The 15,255-nt window shown below is 46.8% G+C and carries 16 protein-coding genes; 1 reads left to right on the top strand and 15 read right to left on the bottom strand.

What is annotated here, in order from left to right:
• Window positions 1-6 precede the first annotated feature (6 nt).
• A complete protein-coding gene (locus F3H20_RS00245) occupies window positions 7-990 on the bottom strand; it encodes a lysylphosphatidylglycerol synthase transmembrane domain-containing protein (protein ID WP_149732997.1) in 984 nt (327 codons plus the stop codon).
• Window positions 983-1,837, bottom strand: a complete 855-nt coding sequence (locus F3H20_RS00240; protein ID WP_149732996.1) for a ChbG/HpnK family deacetylase — start codon at window positions 1,835-1,837, stop codon at window positions 983-985. The genes F3H20_RS00245 and F3H20_RS00240 overlap by 8 nt, the downstream gene beginning before the upstream one ends.
• Window positions 1,838-2,019: 182 nt before the next feature.
• Between F3H20_RS00240 and F3H20_RS00235 the strand changes: the two genes are divergently transcribed.
• Window positions 2,020-2,238: a hypothetical protein gene (locus F3H20_RS00235; RefSeq protein ID WP_149732995.1), complete on the top strand. Its 219-nt coding sequence runs from the start codon at window positions 2,020-2,022 to the stop codon at window positions 2,236-2,238.
• Window positions 2,239-2,281: 43 nt separating this feature from the next.
• Here the strand turns inward: F3H20_RS00235 and F3H20_RS00230 are convergent, their stop codons facing one another.
• From F3H20_RS00230 to F3H20_RS19790, 13 genes are all read right to left on the bottom strand, one after another.
• Entirely contained in the window at window positions 2,282-4,234 is a 1,953-nt protein-coding gene (locus tag F3H20_RS00230) for an Eco57I restriction-modification methylase domain-containing protein (RefSeq protein ID WP_149732994.1), read from the bottom strand.
• 187 nt (window positions 4,235-4,421) lie between these two features.
• The gene (gene folE2 / locus F3H20_RS00225) at window positions 4,422-5,213 is read right to left on the bottom strand and encodes a GTP cyclohydrolase FolE2 (RefSeq protein ID WP_149732993.1); all 792 of its coding nucleotides are present in this window, start codon (window positions 5,211-5,213) and stop codon (window positions 4,422-4,424) included.
• A gap of 1 nt (window position 5,214) precedes the next feature.
• On the bottom strand, window positions 5,215-5,898 hold the full coding sequence (queC, locus tag F3H20_RS00220; RefSeq protein ID WP_149732992.1) for a 7-cyano-7-deazaguanine synthase QueC: 684 nt from the start codon (window positions 5,896-5,898) through the stop codon (window positions 5,215-5,217).
• A gap of 132 nt (window positions 5,899-6,030) precedes the next feature.
• On the bottom strand, window positions 6,031-7,119 hold the full coding sequence (locus F3H20_RS00215; RefSeq protein ID WP_149732991.1) for an HD-GYP domain-containing protein: 1,089 nt from the start codon (window positions 7,117-7,119) through the stop codon (window positions 6,031-6,033).
• Window positions 7,120-7,395: 276 nt separating this feature from the next.
• Window positions 7,396-7,884 carry a hypothetical protein gene (locus F3H20_RS00210; RefSeq protein ID WP_149732990.1) on the bottom strand — a complete coding sequence of 163 codons (489 nt, stop codon included), beginning with the start codon at window positions 7,882-7,884 and terminating at the stop codon, window positions 7,396-7,398.
• Window positions 7,885-8,156: 272 nt separating this feature from the next.
• The gene (locus F3H20_RS00205; RefSeq protein WP_149732989.1) at window positions 8,157-8,894 is read right to left on the bottom strand and encodes a YebC/PmpR family DNA-binding transcriptional regulator; all 738 of its coding nucleotides are present in this window, start codon (window positions 8,892-8,894) and stop codon (window positions 8,157-8,159) included.
• 113 nt (window positions 8,895-9,007) lie between these two features.
• A complete protein-coding gene (yunB, locus tag F3H20_RS00200; RefSeq protein ID WP_149732988.1) occupies window positions 9,008-9,691 on the bottom strand; it encodes a sporulation protein YunB in 684 nt (227 codons plus the stop codon).
• Between the two features lie 294 nt (window positions 9,692-9,985).
• Window positions 9,986-11,200: a tyrosine--tRNA ligase gene (tyrS, locus tag F3H20_RS00195; protein WP_149732987.1), complete on the bottom strand. Its 1,215-nt coding sequence runs from the start codon at window positions 11,198-11,200 to the stop codon at window positions 9,986-9,988.
• A 120-nt stretch (window positions 11,201-11,320) separates the two neighbouring features.
• Complete coding sequence (locus F3H20_RS00190; protein WP_394349554.1) at window positions 11,321-11,980, bottom strand: L,D-transpeptidase family protein; 660 nt, start codon at window positions 11,978-11,980, stop codon at window positions 11,321-11,323.
• A gap of 184 nt (window positions 11,981-12,164) precedes the next feature.
• Window positions 12,165-12,893, bottom strand: coding sequence for a 3D domain-containing protein (locus F3H20_RS20335; RefSeq protein WP_149732985.1), 729 nt, complete (start codon window positions 12,891-12,893; stop codon window positions 12,165-12,167).
• 377 nt (window positions 12,894-13,270) lie between these two features.
• Window positions 13,271-14,494, bottom strand: a complete 1,224-nt coding sequence (locus F3H20_RS00180) for a Zn-dependent hydrolase (RefSeq protein WP_149732984.1) — start codon at window positions 14,492-14,494, stop codon at window positions 13,271-13,273.
• Between the two features lie 149 nt (window positions 14,495-14,643).
• Window positions 14,644-15,027, bottom strand: coding sequence for a biotin/lipoyl-containing protein (locus tag F3H20_RS00175; protein WP_091752255.1), 384 nt, complete (start codon window positions 15,025-15,027; stop codon window positions 14,644-14,646).
• 61 nt (window positions 15,028-15,088) lie between these two features.
• Window positions 15,089-15,244 (bottom strand): hypothetical protein, encoded by a 156-nt coding sequence (locus F3H20_RS19790; protein WP_177173702.1) that lies wholly within the window; start codon window positions 15,242-15,244, stop codon window positions 15,089-15,091.
• Window positions 15,245-15,255: the final 11 nt, after the last annotated feature.

Raw genomic sequence — 15,255 nt, 5'->3', positions numbered from 1 at the left:
AAAAGCCTATTTTATCTGACTCGCCAAGAAGTTGCGGCCAAACACCTTTACGGTAAAATACAGGCCAATAACAAACGGAATATATTCGACAATCATACGCCATACCACTGCCGTGATGCCGACAGTGCCGGAAGGAAGAAACTCGCTGAACAACACGATAAAACCTCCTTCGGCAATTCCTGAACCGCCCGGTGTCGGTGCAAAATACAACAAAAGATTAAGCAGCACCATTCTCCCCATCACACGGACCAGATCAGGGTCTACCCCCATCCCCATAAAGAGTACGGGGACAACGCTGTATAAGGAAAGCAGGCTGGCCGCCGACTCCAAAAATACCCGCACCATACTAACTGGAGCGGAAGACAGCATTAATATAGCCCCCCGCACGTCGCGGTATACCGAAAAAATACGGCGGCGTCTGGTATAATGCAATCGTTTGGTAAAAAGTACTAAAAAATAGGCCAGCGTATTTTTACGTAACAGCCAAATGATAGAAAAAATGCCCAGAATAATCGTCGCCGATATGGCCCGCAGCAAATTCTCCGATAGCCAGGGCATAAGACCTGGATCAAAATATAAAACCATCGGCAAACACAAAAGTAAAAACAAAATGGACAGGATCGTCCTTACGACAACAATAACCGTAGCTTTGCCTGTCGGCACTCCCGCCCGCCGCAGGAATAAAACCTGCGCCACCGCGCCGCCGGCAGCCCCCGGTGTCAGTGCCGCCAAAAAATAGTTGCTGAATACAACCTGGACAGCTCCCATTAACGATATATCTTCGCCCGAAATGCGAACCAGATGCACCAGTCTGGTTCCGTCAAAGTATAGGCCAAGGCCCAAAAAGACAAGCACGGCCAACAGCGACCAGCTTTTAAATGCGTTCAGGTGGTAAAAGGTATGAATATCCACAGTATAGTAAATGACCGTACCAGAAATCAGCCCGGTTAAAGATAAAACCAGCAGTAACCGCTTGTAAAATTTAACCATCTTTTAAATCTCCAAAAGAAAGCAAACAAATCTGCTGATTGACTAATGTTTGCCGAATCTTTTCACTAATTGCCGCCGCATATTCTTCTTCCCAATGATAGTTCCAGAAAAACGTTTTATTTAGGCGGCTATTGTTATAACCGGGATGGAGCATGATTTCCGACACTCCCTCCGGCAGATGTTCAAGGACCTGCAGCAAATGGCTCTCCCCCATATCGCCGCCGGCTAACATGCCAAAAAAATGATCGGGAACAAGCATTCCTTCGGCTCTAGCCCGCCGCCGGGCAAGACGGGCCAAGAAACTTAATCCCGTACGTCCCAAAAGACGGCCCGGGCGAACTGGATAGCCCGCCGTAAACCCATAGGGTTCATCGGGTATCCTAAGCGCCGGAATCTTATAATGCCGGGCCAGGTGCAGCACAATATCAATAATGCCCGGTACGATGTGTAAGTGCTGGTGGCTGTCCAGATGAGTAACCGTAATGCCGCTGGACAGAACCTTCTCAATTTGTCCGGTCAATTCACGGCGAATATCAGTCAGTGCGATTTTCCCTGAAATAAACCGCTTCAGAAAAATCTGATAGTTACTAAAGAATTGCCCTTGATCGTCCACCAGGGATGGAACGGCCACGGCCTCACTGACCGGATCTGCGCCGACCAGCGTCAAGTGGATACCCACCCCCAGCCGGGGATTTTGCAAGCTCAGGGACACGGCTTCGGCAAAAGCGCCGCCGCCCGGCATGATCGACGTACTGGTAATGCAGCCTGTTTGATAACCCTGAATGATCGCTTTATTGATTTCTTCATGCAGACCAAAATCATCAGCATTGACAATTAGTTTTTTCATAATGGCCCCCATATCATTCTGACTCATTTATGGTATCATGGATCGCAGCGTATAGCAATTTTTTCCGTCTGACCGCACTTGATAAGTTAACTGCGTTGGAATGCAAAAACTACCGGGAATGAGAGAAACAAAAAACAGCGATAATAATACCGTTTCCCAATATAAATACGAGGAGGGATACGATGAACAACAAAACAGACTTAAACCAACAGAGCCAAAACGAATTTGGCACATTAACCGCAAAACAGGATGCAAACAACGACTATACCAAATCCAACAAGGGTTCCAATGCCCAGGCCGGCGGCAGCAACAAGTCCAACAAGCAGTCGTCCTCGGCGCAGTCTGCCACCAGCCAGGTGCTTACCTCGCAGTATGATATCAATGAAGACTCTTCCAAATAAGACCGGTCAGGAAAACAGGGAGTCATCGTACTCCCTGTTTTTTTTAACGGCCCCGTTTCGTGCGCAGTGCGGCTTCGTAAGCTTCCACTAAGGCCATTTCCTCATCGGTGAGTTCATAAATTTTATATACCAGTTGATTAAAATAATCATCCAACGCCTGTGCCTGTAAAGCGGATGCCGGCTCGCCCCGGTCCCGACGCTTCACGCAATCAAGCATCGTTTTTACCAATTCCGGGGCCTGCCTGTTAATCTCCTCATTGACAATGACAGGCAGATACTCCAATGACTCAATATCCGTTTGCGCCATGGCCCGGCCATATTCCACACTGACGGCGTGATAATAGAAAGAAAGCAACCGTGAGTTCATCAAAATTAATAAATAGTCGGCACAGACCCCGCTGTTAGCCACAAAACTATGAATGTTATTCAAATGATAATATCCGTCCGGATCAGTACAGGCCGTAAGAGTATCGCCTGTCTGACGGACCAGAATCTTATACCGCCGCACCACATCCGGGCGCCAGCCTCCTTTGTACAGCTTGGTTTCATCAATATTCAACCAGTGGCCTTCATATCTGAGCCCATAGCGCGACAACTGCCCGCCTGACACCAGTCCCTTTTGCCAGGTCACGCCTCGTGATGTCTTGGCAACAATATCCGCTTGTTTAGACAATGACCGGATTCCGGTATGACCGGAAGCAAAATGCCGTAACGGTGTACCAATGTCATCCAGCTTGTCGATAATCCGCTTAATTCTTAAATCAAAAAAAATCCGGAAACGGGAATGAGGCAGACCGCTAAAATAACGCTGCTCATATTGACAGGCCACACAGTCTACTTGCAATCCTCTCATATCATCAATCTTTACAATGCGGCTCTGATGGTCTTCCCCGGCTTTCCCCTTTTGCAATATGACAATTGTCGAATAGCCTGTGGAAGCACTCTTAAACACTGAAGCGGCAATGTGCGCCAGCCGCTCAATCGCCGTATTGTCCAGAATGTATTTTCTAATTTTGGAATAATAACGACCAAGCAGAAAGCTATCAGGAACAATAAAGCCCAACCGTCCACCAGTCTGCAACAATTCAATACCACGCTGCAAAAACAAAACATAGTAACTCAGCTTATATTCAGCCGTAGCCGCATAAGCCTGGCGAAGATAATCGCGGTATGCCGCCTCCAGACGGCCTGCGCCCCGCATTCCAAAGGAAACATACGGCGGATTGCCAATCACACAGGCATAATCGGCAGCCCAAAATTCCCGTATCGCCGCAGGAAGCTCGGCACAATCCTCCGGCCGACGCAGGCTGTCAAAAACAATGACGTTCACCGGCAGCGAATGACTGGCCTTGGGGAGCCGCAACTGGAGACTGAGGCAGGCAATCGCCGCAGCCCGGCTATCGATGTCCGCCCCCCAAATATTCTTCCCGATGATCTGACGATGAATTCCCTCATCCGACCAATCACGGTCGGCATATCGTTGCTGCAGCATACTCCGGGAGGCGCGAAACTTGGCAAACAGCACGTCATAGGCTTTAACCAAAAAAAAGCCGCAGCCACAAGCCGGATCAAGGATCTTCGCATCAGGATTTTGAATAACATCCAGACAGGCCAGCGTATGGTCCATAATAAAATCGACAATTGGTTTCGGAGTATAATAAACGCCTTGCGTTTTCCTGGCTAAGTAGGTTCTCTCATGGAGCTCCCCCAGCAGTGTCACATCCTGCGCCGGTACGGTAACCACCCAATGTAACAACAGCTTTTGTATGTCCGCCGGTATAACGAACTCCTGTTCAGCTTCTACCAATGGCTCGGCTAAACTATCCCGCAACGAGCCGGTATGTACCGCCCGATAGAGAATGTCCGAGGGCTTCCGGTAGCCGGCCAATAACAATGCCAGTATTTTCAGCATACAGGCCCCGGCATCCGCAGTGCCCTGCCGCTCCAGCCACTCCCGTACTTCCCCATACTCGGCCATAAATTTTTTCCAATTCATGAACGACTGTACCTCTCTCCAGCTTTTGTTGACTGTCTGTAGGGAACTACTAAATTTATAAGCTTGTCGACCTGGCGTCAAATTGCTCGCCTGGCAAGAGGGTAAGTTGGATTATTTCAAAACTTTGCTGGTGCGGCGGGACGGAAAAATCCGCCAAGACGCTCAGGGGGAATAAATCAGTAGTGCCTTAGCCACGTTTGATAGTTTCCGTATGGCTGGCATAGGCGCTGTGATTATGAATCGATTCATAGTTCTCACACTCCACCTCAAACCAGGCAATGCCCTGCAAGCCACGCAAAGCCAGCACCAGATCGCGCAGTACATCTTCCACAAATTTAGGATTGTCATAAGCACGTTCGGTTACAAATTTCTCATCTTCTCGCTTTAGCAGCGGATAAACCGGACAGCTTCCCTGTGCCTCCATCAGCGCCACCAAATCTTCAATCCAGATAAATTTTCCGCTCTCCTGCTTTAGCTTGACACTCATCAGCCCGCGCTGGTTATGGGCGCCGTAGGCAGAAATTTCCTTGCTGCAGGGACAAAGTGAAGTGAAGGGCACCGCTACACCCATATAAAAGTCAATGGGCTGCTCCTTTTCCAGGCTGGCTGAAAAAAGACAATCATAATCCAATACGCTTTTCAAGCGACTGACGGGCGCAACCTTTTCGATGAAATATTTAAACCGAATTTCCAAATAAGCCTTATCGGCGCCCAACCTGCCTAAGGTATCATGTAAAATAGCTTCCATTTCGCGGCTGGATACAGGTTTCTGGCTCCATTCACTTAAGATTTCTATAAAGCGGCTCATATGTGTTCCCCGATAATCCTGGTGCAGCTTTACACTAAGCCTGATTTTGGCCAGCACCGATTGCAAAGCCCCTGCCTTTGTCTTAATCAAAAACGGCAAATGAACTTCGCTTACCCCTACTTTCTGTATGGCAATACCACGTTGGTCCACTGTATTTTGAACGTCTTTCAATCTATTCACTCCTAGTGCTGCTATATAAAATAGGATCGGAAATACCGGCTTCGGCAAATCCTTTCAGGCGCAGCAGACAACTGTCACAGGTACCGCAAGCAGCGTCCCCGCCCTGATAGCAGCTGGTAGTCAGCTCCAACGGTGCCCCCAGACGGTTGCCAAGCTGTACGATCTCTTTTTTCGTTAAATGAAGTAACGGTGTCACCACGGAAATTTCTTGGCCTTCCTGGGTCGCCGCTTTGGTCGAATAGTTGGCCACCTGTTGAAACAGGTTGATAAATTCCGGCCGGCAGTCAGGATATCCCGAATAGTCAAGCGCGTTGACACCAATAAAAATCTTCTCCGCCCGGTTGACTTCCGCATACCCCAGGGCGTAGCTCAAAAAAATCAAATTGCGGGCAGGCACATAGGTGGAAGGAATGTCTTCCCTGGCAATATCCCCTTGCGGCACCGTCATGCTGTTATCGGTCAACGCACTGCCGCCAATTGCTTCCATATTAGTTTCTATCACTAAATGACGCTTTACTTTATAGTAGTCAGCAACATTGCAGGCACAAGCAAGTTCACGGTTATGCCGCTGATGATAATTAAAGCTTAACGGTAATAATTCAAATCCCTGCTCTTTCGCCACTGCCATACAAACGGTGGAATCCAACCCGCCGGACAGCAAAACGACTGCTTTCATGACAACACCCCCACAGCCAATTATTATTTTGCAACTATTAATGTTACCATTTTTTACTCTACTCGTCAAAAACATTAATAAGAAACAAACAAAAAACGCCAATACTCGGCGTTAAATGCAAAACATGTATTCTTACCCTTGCCTGCTCTCCAAATTCAAAATTCCAATATCTTTGCGTTTCTCCAAATCGATAAATTCACCCTCATCGGTCCGTACCACCGGGCGTGAGCCGGTAAACTGCCCTAGATAAATGACCTCCGCTTTTCTGCCGTCGCTCAGCTTAACAATGCTGCCAAGGAAGAAGTCACGGACATTGTTTAAGAATATTGTACAAATGTTGGGATCAAGTTTATTAAACATTTCCTGCACCAGCATTTCCGCCACGGAAAAGGGACTTGTCTTATTGGTATATACCCGGTCGGAAGTCATGGCGTCATAAATGTCGGCAACCGCAACAATTCTCGCATAAGGGTGGATTTTATCGGCTTTAACCTGTAAGGGATATCCACTGCCGTCCATGCGTTCGTGGTGCTGTAAAACAGCGTAGGAAACCGCCGGGGTAACCTGCTGGATGGATCGAACCAACTGATAGCCTAACGTGCTGTGGGACCGCATAACCTGCATTTCTTCCGGAGTCAGCTTACCCGGTTTATTTAATATTTCTAACGGCACCTGCGTCTTGCCAATATCATGCAGCAAGCCTGCCAGGATCAATTCCTTCACTTCTTCTGAATTATACCCTAGCCATTTACCCAGAACGCCGGACATGACGGCAACATTGATCGAATGATGGAAGGTATAGTCATCCTCCCGCGGCGCCATCTGCAAATGATTGACCACACCGACCGTTTCCACCAGCGGTTCAATGGCCTGTTCGGCCAGTTCCTGCATTTCCTGAATCGGCACTTCTTTAAAATAGCGCATATTCTGAAAAGCGTTCCGTATAGCATGTACCGCCACATCATATTTCTGGAAAAACCTCTGTTGCTGTTGATTAAGCGGTCCCTGCGGTTCAATTGGCAACTCAGGACCGGGTTCTATCGGGCCCTTGATCAGCAATGAAGTGACGCCCCAGTACTTTAGCCGCTCAATATTGCTAAAATTCAGGGTAGCGCCTTCACTCAAAGCAACTTTACCATCCTCAGTCAGCACTATATCCGCTACTTCCATGCCCGGAACAACATCATGAATATTATATTTCTTTTTAGTATATCGGGACATAAAAAATCCACCTTTATTTTATAAATGTCTTATTGCTAACAGTTAGCCTAGGGCGTATTTTCAAACTAACAGAATGATAAGTGACAAGTGAGCTTTGTGCAAATAAGTTAAGTTTTGGGGGATAGTGCCCTCTATTTCCCAAAAGTATGATGCAGAAGTCACCGTCAGGGAGCGTTTCGGATAATTTGAAAACACGCCCTTATAGTTATAAATTACTTTCTACATTTCACAACTTTTTCCTTCAAAAGTCGACGGCCATTTCCTTTATTTTCTTGTTTAATGATAGACCTGTTCATGGCGCAGCAAATTGAGCAGTTGATCCATCCCTTCTATAATTTTAAACTGTACTTCCTCGGCCATATTAAAGCTTTGGCTAATTAGTACCAACTGGGCATTATGTTGTAAGCCAAAGTCGTTCATCACGGTTTCCAATTGTCGTATAGCCTCTTCCAAATGTTCGGCAGCAGCCAACACATGATCGTCCATCAGATTTTCCAAAAAAGCATAGTGATATATCTGAACCATATCCAAGGCCTTGCTAAAACCAATACCGGTAAAATGATGCTGCGCCAGTAAATAATATTGCTGCAGAAACTCGCCAAAGCCGCTGTGTTCGACTATTCTGGGTTCATGAAGCAAGCCGCCGAGCAATTTGTATATTTGGTTGATATAGGTCATTTCCAATTCCATCAGTTGCACTAACTGTTGCAACCGGAGACTCTTGCCAGATATAAGGCGGAAGTTATCCATATCCCATTCCACCACCTACCACCTCCCGTACTATGTCTTTAATATAGTATTCGCGGCCTCAAGATTATGTTTACTAGGACTTGTTTGTAAAATAACGGAGTGGCCCATGGTGAGTGATTTTTGCGTCAGATGAATTAAAATTTTGCAGGAATAGTGGCCCTTATTTTAAAAAATTTTAATGAAGTATGGTACAAGCAGCACCATCAAGGGACATTTCATATAATTCACAAACAAGCCCTAATCGAAAAGGGATTAGCTTCTCAGCTAATCCCTCGCCACAGCCTTATTTATTCGTCCTCTTCTTCCGGCAAATCAAAGTTCCCATATACTTCCTGAACATCGTCATGGTCTTCCAACATATCAATCAGCTTGGTCAGCTTCGCGGCATCCTCATCGCCTAACTCCACCGTAGTGTCCGGTATCATCCGGATTTGTGCGACAATGGTCGGAATATTTTGGCCTTCCAGAGCATTTTGCACTGCTTCAAACTCTTCGGGAGCCGTAGTAATTTCATAGACATCCTCTTCTTTTTTAAAGTCCTCCGCCCCGGCTTCCAAAGCAAGCATCATAACGGTCTCCTCATCACAGGCCGTCTCCTCAATAACAAAAAGCCCCTTCTTTTTGAACATCCAGGAAACGCAGCCGCTTTCGCCCATATTACCGCCATGTTTAGAAAAGAGATGACGGATATCCGCAGCAGTCCGGTTGCGGTTATCCGTCATGATTTCCACCATAACAGCTACGCCGCCCGGCCCATAACCTTCGTACACCAATTCCTCATAGTTGCTGCCTTCCAAGGCGCCGATTCCCTTTTGAATGGCCCGCTGCACATTTTCCTTCGGGATATTGTTTTCTTTAGCCTTTTGCAGTGCCAGCTTGAGTCGCATATTGCCTGTAGGGTCCCCACCGCCCATGCGTGCTGCCACGGTAATTTCCCGGCTGATTTTAGTCGTAACCTTACCACGGATAGCATCCATTTTTCCTTTTTTATGTTTTATATTGGCCCATTTTGAATGTCCTGACATAGCTATTATTTCTCCCCTTCACACAATATAAATCAGGGATTATTTTAACACAACTATGTTTGTTTGGCAAAGTTTTATCGTTAAGAGAACGGTTATACCCTATACTCCTTCCTTTAAGGCTGCTGTCCGGTTTCATGCATACCGCTCATTTCATTAGATAAAGGAAAGGGAAACTGCACATAGGTGCCCGGCACCTCGCCAACCACCACATACTCGGCAATCGGAACCTGAGTGGTGACATCCACGCTTTTGCTAACCAGCGGAACAACAATCCTAACCTGGGTTGTTGCCAGTAAATAAACCATATGGCGGGTCTGGTTTATGCCGGCCTGTTCGAACTTGTCAAATACTTTCACCTGTACCGTTCCAATTGGAATAACCGTTACGGTAATATTCGGCCCCATACTGGCTAAGAGCTGACTACCAAACACCTGTCCGATAGGTATATGTATTTTTTCTTCCGAAATTCCCGATAGCGCTTCCTGTACCTTCATGGTGGTATCGGCGGCCAGCCGGTTGAATTCAAGGGTATTGGGCTGAATCAATACCACCCTGCCCCGGTCATCCACTTTCACATGGACCAGTGTCTGCGGGTCTACACTGGTACCGACCTGTTCCGTAATGACCCGGTTAATGGTTTCTGTGGCAATGACGGTTGCCTTGGCTTCGGCTATGGCCAGCAGTGTCGGTTTCAACAACTGCTCCATTGTCCAAAAAGTATATATTAAAAACATAGACCCGATCAAACAAACGGTTACGAGCGATACTTTTCTTTTCCTTTGAACGGAAAACCGCACCGGTCTCCCTCCTACCCTGGGATCGCTGATTTAATGAACCTGTCAGCCTGGCAAAATTTTTTTTCTAACGACAAGAAAGTAAAACCGCCGGAATAGCTCCGCTATCTCAATGGTTTTAGTACAAAGCCAGATGGAAAAACTCCGCCAGGATGCATAATGTGAGTAAATCAGTGGTTCCCAATCAGTCACTTTGTTTTATCAGTATATGACGGACTGCTCCCTAATGTTACGGTGTGACCAACCGTTATTTGAGAAGATAAAAAGACTGTATCCCCGCAAGGATACAGTCTCTAATTATTGCAGCTTAATTTTAGCATACTTCCTTTTCCCGTTCTGGACGATCATATCGTCAGTCAAAACAAGCTGGCTGTCAGGATCGGTGAATTTATCACCGTTAATTTTTACGGCACCAGCAACAATTGCCCGCCTGGCTTCACTGTTACTGGCGGCCAGCCCCAGCGTAACCAACAATTTGGGCAGCCAAACCGGTTCGCTGTCCCTAGCCATGCCATGTTCCGGAATATCGGTCGGCAAATCACGCTGCTGGAAAACCCGGATAAATTCAGCCTGCGCCTCGTCAGCCGCCGCCGAACCATGATACAGACGCACTAGAATATGGGCCAGACGCATTTTCAAATCCCGGGGATGGAGCGTATGATTCTCCAAACCCAGACGGATTTGATCCAATTCATCTAATTCCACATCGGTAACCAGCTCATAATAACGCAGCATTAACTCATCAGGCACTGACATGGCCTTGCCGTAAATCTCCTTTGGCGATTCATTAATGCCGATATAATTGCCCAAACTTTTACTCATTTTGTTTACGCCGTCAAGCCCTTCCAGTATGGGCATCATCGCCGCAACCTGAGGCTCCTGTCCATATTCTTCTTGAAGATGTCGGCCCATCAGCAGATTAAATTTCTGATCGGTACCCCCAAACTCAATATCGGCCTTAAGCGCCACCGAATCATACCCTTGCATTAAAGGATAGAAAAATTCATGCACGCTGATCGGACGGCCTTCTTTAAAGCGCCTGCTGAAATCGTCGCGCTCCAGCATCCGGGCCACCGTATACTTGGCTGCCAGTTTAACAACATCTGAAAATTGCAGCGGCGCCAGCCATGAGCTGTTAAACACAACCTCTGTTTTTTCTTTATCTAAAACACGAAATATCTGTTCTTCATAGGTTTTCGCATTTTTAAGCACATCTTCTTCGGTCAGAGCCTTGCGGGTTTCCGATTTTCCCGAAGGATCACCGATTCGCCCCGTAAAATCACCGATAATGATAATAATCTGATGTCCCAGGTCCTGAAACTGTTTTAGCTTGCGCAGCACAACCGTATGTCCCAAATGAATGTCCGGTGCCGTAGGATCCAGTCCCAACTTGACTTTTAACGGAACACCGGTAGCAACTGATCGTTTCAGTTTTTCCACCAATAAAGGTTCTGGCAAGATTTCGGCAACACCGCGTTTAATAATGCGTAGCTGCTGCTCAACAGACAACATAATTCTACCCCCATAACCAATAAATAATATAAATTCAGCTTCCACTGCTATAACTGCGTGACTCCAGCCGCATTATATCACAATCGTCTGGAAATTGCAAATTTTACCTGATTTTTGATATTATAATCCCAATAACTCCAGCATTTGTTTATCAACAATTCCGTTGGCTTCCAGGCCATGCTCCGCTTGGAAATTCTTAACCACCTGTTCGGTATAAATACCGAAAATTCCATCCGAGCGTTCGCCAAAATAGCCCAACTCTTTCAGCTTTAACTGTAGCCTGGCCACATCTGATCCAGTCATTTGATATTTTAGATTGCGGGAAATTTTGATCTTTCTTCCCTCAATGCGTACAGGAGTACCAATGGGAACCCACTCAAACAATTCTTCCACATCCTTATTGCGCATACGAATACAGCCATGACTGGAAAACTGCCCAATACTCCAAGGTTTATTAGTGCCATGAATGCCGTAGATCCCCCAAGGTACATTCAAGCCCATCCAACGCGTTCCAAAGCCCGTACCCCAGTCATAAGACTTCCACACCACATTCCATTCCCCAATCGGTGTGGGAGTCTTGCTTTTTCCGACGGCAATACGATAGGTTTTATGTAATTGATCGTCACTATATACTTCTAATGTGCGCTCCTGTACTTTTATAACAATACTAACCACTCCGGCAGGCCTATCCTTTACCTGGCTGTCAATACCAGCCAATTCCTGTTCATCCAGGTATTCAAAACTTAAAACTCCGCAAATAATTCCCAAAATGACGAACATGGCCACACTGTACAGCAGCTTCCCTCTAACCCGTCTCAAACAATCTCCCCCCATTTTACTCTGTTTTCTAATATATGTATCAAGCTTTTCAGATAGTCTGGCTACGATAGCCCTGATAAGAAGAGAAAAAAACATTATTAAAGGCGGGGGCTTTATGATAAAAAAAGAAACCGGGTTACCCCGGTTAATTCAGAATATATACTTTTGTCGATTGAATTCCATAATCCAAGGCGGTCTGACGATCATCAAAGGCCAGATCAATCCGGTTCCCCTTAATCGCACTGCCTTGATCTTCAGCGACGGCTTCTCCATATCCTTCAATCCATAAGCGGCTGCCCATGGGAATTACTGCAGGATCAACAGCGGCTACGCCTTTGCGCACCGTTCCGCCCATATACGTTTTATTGCCCCAATGGCCGTTATCCAGCATTCCTGGTGCATACGCGGTTGAAGTCATATTAATTACCTTTTTGTAATTATCCGGCGCACCAGGCAGTGAATTATTCTGCTGTACAGCTACCGGCTGCAGCACGCCGCTGCGGGATAATAACTGCGAGATTAGCGTAACCTGCTGCTGATAGGGCTTCAATTGTTCGTCCAGACGCTGTACCATTTGCTCTTTAACGGCTTGCTGCAATACAGCAGTATCCGCGCCGGGAATAAAGGCCGCATGGTTTACAGCCTGGCTGGTCTTTTCTATAGCCAGCTTTTTTAATACGTCCTTTACGTCCTGATTCTTATTCTGCTCCAATAACTGTTGCAATTGCGCCAGTGTCTGAAAGTCAATTTTATCCGAATTCTTAACAAGGACTTGGGGAAGGCTGTCCAAAGCACTTGCCTGTACCCGGGAAATAGCCGGCGAAAACATGGTAAGCGACATCATCAGAAAAGCGATGGCGGCTAATTTTTTCATACTGCTCTCCTTTCAGGCTATTCTATAATTATTCTACTATAAAGTTTACATAATGCAACGAAAAATATTTGCCAGTTACCTAGTCGTTCAGCAAATTTGAAAGTGTAAATGAAACTCTGGGAACTTTCGATAAGGCAAAGCGAAGGAGACGCGTCTATCGATTATAGATAAGCCAATGCAACGAAGCCTTGAGGAAAGATATTCGGCTTACCTTCAGGTTGCTGACCACCAGCCTACCATTGTTCTACTCCAGTAAATGTTAACAGGCTTTTTTCCACTTGGTTAGTAGCTAATTCAATTAAAAAGTAAAAAAAACGGCTGGAACGAATAGTGATTCGTTCCAGCCGCCTTACATCTATAGGCACTGCCCCCCTTGACTAACGGGCCAATTGGTACAGCACTTCCGTTAAAACCTCAATTCCAGTCATGATATCGGCTTCTGCCACGGCTTCCTCCGGATTATGGCTGACTCCATCCTTACAAGGTATCAAAATAAGCCCGCTGGGAGCCACATGCGCCAGATTCATGGCATCATGACCGGCTCCGCTGTGCAAGCGCTGACAAGCTATCTTTTTGTCCCGGCAGATACTTTCAATCAGCTCTGCCATTTCTTCATCCATGGCCACAGGTTTTTCCGCTGAGGTAACTTCAATGGAAACAGGAGTTTCCTGGGCATCGGCAATGGCGCTAATAGCATCCTTAAGCTCCTGCATCGTGGCAATAATGCTATCATGATCAATTCCTCGGATATCCACCCACATTTCCGCCCGGCCAGGCACTACATTAACCGCACCCGGCTGAACCTTAAGCGCCCCTACCGTTGCTACCGTGCCATAATGGGACTGGGCCAACGCAATTTCCTGTACAGCCAGTACAATCATAGCCGCACTAACCAGTGCATCCTGCCGTTCGTCCATCGGGGTAGTGCCTGAGTGAGCGGCCACACCGTCAACAGTGATTTTGCAGCGGGTCGGCGCCGCAATGGAATCAACAATGCCAATACTGTTTTTTTGCCGTTCCAAAATCCGTCCTTGCTCAATGTGTAATTCAATAAAGCTTTTTATCGTTTTGGCCGATCGGGCCGCTTGCTTAACTGAAGCGACAGACAGTCCCTGTTGTTCGATAACCTCTTTAAAAGTAATGTTATTTTCATCTTTCAACCGCGACAAAGTATGTACGTGCAATTGTCCGGTCATGGCCTTGCTGCCAAAAGTCGCCAAACCAAACCGGCTGGACTCTTCGGCTGCAAAAATGACGATCTCTACCGGATGGGCTAGGGTACCTCTTGTTTGCAATTCCTTCACGGCTTGGATTGCAGCGACCACGCCCAAGGTTCCGTCATATTTACCGCCTTCGGGAACGGTATCCAAATGAGAGCCGGTCATGACGACCGCCCGCTCAGGATCGCTCCCCTCCAGACGGGCGATAATATTGCCGGCTCCGTCGACCCGTACCAGCAGGCCCATAGCCTGAACAAGTTTAATTATATAGTTTCGCGCCTGTATATCGGACTCACTGAATGCCAAGCGGGTTATACCCTTCTCACCTTTGCCAAACAGGGCAATTTCCTCGATTAAGCGCAACGCCTCCTGTTTATTCATACTGCTCGCCTCCCGCTTAACTATGTCTTCCTATTGACAGTATACCCTACTCGCCGCTATTTTTCCATATATTCACCAGCAACAGAGGGAACAAAAAAACGCGCAGAGTCACCTCTGCACGTTTTTACGCAATTTAGTCAGACAGCTATTTAGCCGATAACAGCCATAACTTCGCCAATTTTTACACCTTGGCCAGCAGCTACGTTGATGGATTTTACAGTGCCGTCAGCGGGAGCTGATATTTCATTTTGCATTTTCATGGCTTCTAAAATCAGAACTACATCGCCTTTTTTTACTTTTTGTCCGGCTTCGGCTACAATTTTAACCACTTTGCCAGGCATCGGAGCCGATACGGCAGTATCACCAGCACCTACTTGAGCAGGAGCCGGAGCAGCAGCCGGAGCAGCCGGTTTAGCAGCAGGAGCCGGAGCAGCAGCCGGTTTAGCGGCAGGCTTAACGGCAGGTGCAGCTTTTACTTCTTCTACTTCTACTTCAAAGGCAGTACCATTCACTGTGATGTTAAACTTTTTCATTCGCAATTCCTCCATGTTGATTATTAAATTTTGTCAGTCAACACATGCTACGCCGTTTATCTCAATGAGAATTCATTAATTTTTGACGGCCCGCAGCTGCCCAGGCAGCACTTGTGCTAATTTTTATTGCCAGGTTACCTGTCCCCATCATAGCAGTTACTGCAGCGGCAATCGCAGCCACGACTTCAGGCTTTATATCCTTAGCATCAATTTTCATTCCATTCACCT

It is taken from the genome of Propionispora hippei DSM 15287 (assembly GCF_900141835.1).
GTDB lineage: Bacteria > Bacillota > Negativicutes > Propionisporales > Propionisporaceae > Propionispora > Propionispora hippei.
Note: the sequence above shows the minus strand (reverse complement) of the source record. Positions and strands in the feature narration are given on the sequence as shown.

What these genes read in the sequence shown, in the direction of transcription:
- F3H20_RS00245 (WP_149732997.1), bottom strand. Translation starts at nt 990, where the DNA reads ATGGTTAAATTTTACAAGCGGTTACTGCTGGTTTTATCTTTAACCGGG.
- F3H20_RS00240 (WP_149732996.1), bottom strand. Translation starts at nt 1,837, where the DNA reads ATGAAAAAACTAATTGTCAATGCTGATGATTTTGGTCTGCATGAAGAA.
- F3H20_RS00235 (WP_149732995.1), top strand. Translation starts at nt 2,020, where the DNA reads ATGAACAACAAAACAGACTTAAACCAACAGAGCCAAAACGAATTTGGC.
- F3H20_RS00230 (WP_149732994.1), bottom strand. Translation starts at nt 4,234, where the DNA reads ATGAATTGGAAAAAATTTATGGCCGAGTATGGGGAAGTACGGGAGTGG.
- queC (WP_149732992.1), bottom strand. Translation starts at nt 5,898, where the DNA reads ATGAAAGCAGTCGTTTTGCTGTCCGGCGGGTTGGATTCCACCGTTTGT.
- F3H20_RS00215 (WP_149732991.1), bottom strand. Translation starts at nt 7,119, where the DNA reads ATGTCCCGATATACTAAAAAGAAATATAATATTCATGATGTTGTTCCG.
- F3H20_RS00205 (WP_149732989.1), bottom strand. Translation starts at nt 8,894, where the DNA reads ATGTCAGGACATTCAAAATGGGCCAATATAAAACATAAAAAAGGAAAA.
- tyrS (WP_149732987.1), bottom strand. Translation starts at nt 11,200, where the DNA reads ATGTTGTCTGTTGAGCAGCAGCTACGCATTATTAAACGCGGTGTTGCC.
- F3H20_RS00190 (WP_394349554.1), bottom strand. Translation starts at nt 11,980, where the DNA reads ATGTTCGTCATTTTGGGAATTATTTGCGGAGTTTTAAGTTTTGAATAC.
- F3H20_RS20335 (WP_149732985.1), bottom strand. Translation starts at nt 12,893, where the DNA reads ATGAAAAAATTAGCCGCCATCGCTTTTCTGATGATGTCGCTTACCATG.
- F3H20_RS00180 (WP_149732984.1), bottom strand. Translation starts at nt 14,494, where the DNA reads ATGAATAAACAGGAGGCGTTGCGCTTAATCGAGGAAATTGCCCTGTTT.
- F3H20_RS00175 (WP_091752255.1), bottom strand. Translation starts at nt 15,027, where the DNA reads ATGAAAAAGTTTAACATCACAGTGAATGGTACTGCCTTTGAAGTAGAA.
- F3H20_RS19790 (WP_177173702.1), bottom strand. Translation starts at nt 15,244, where the DNA reads ATGAAAATTGATGCTAAGGATATAAAGCCTGAAGTCGTGGCTGCGATT.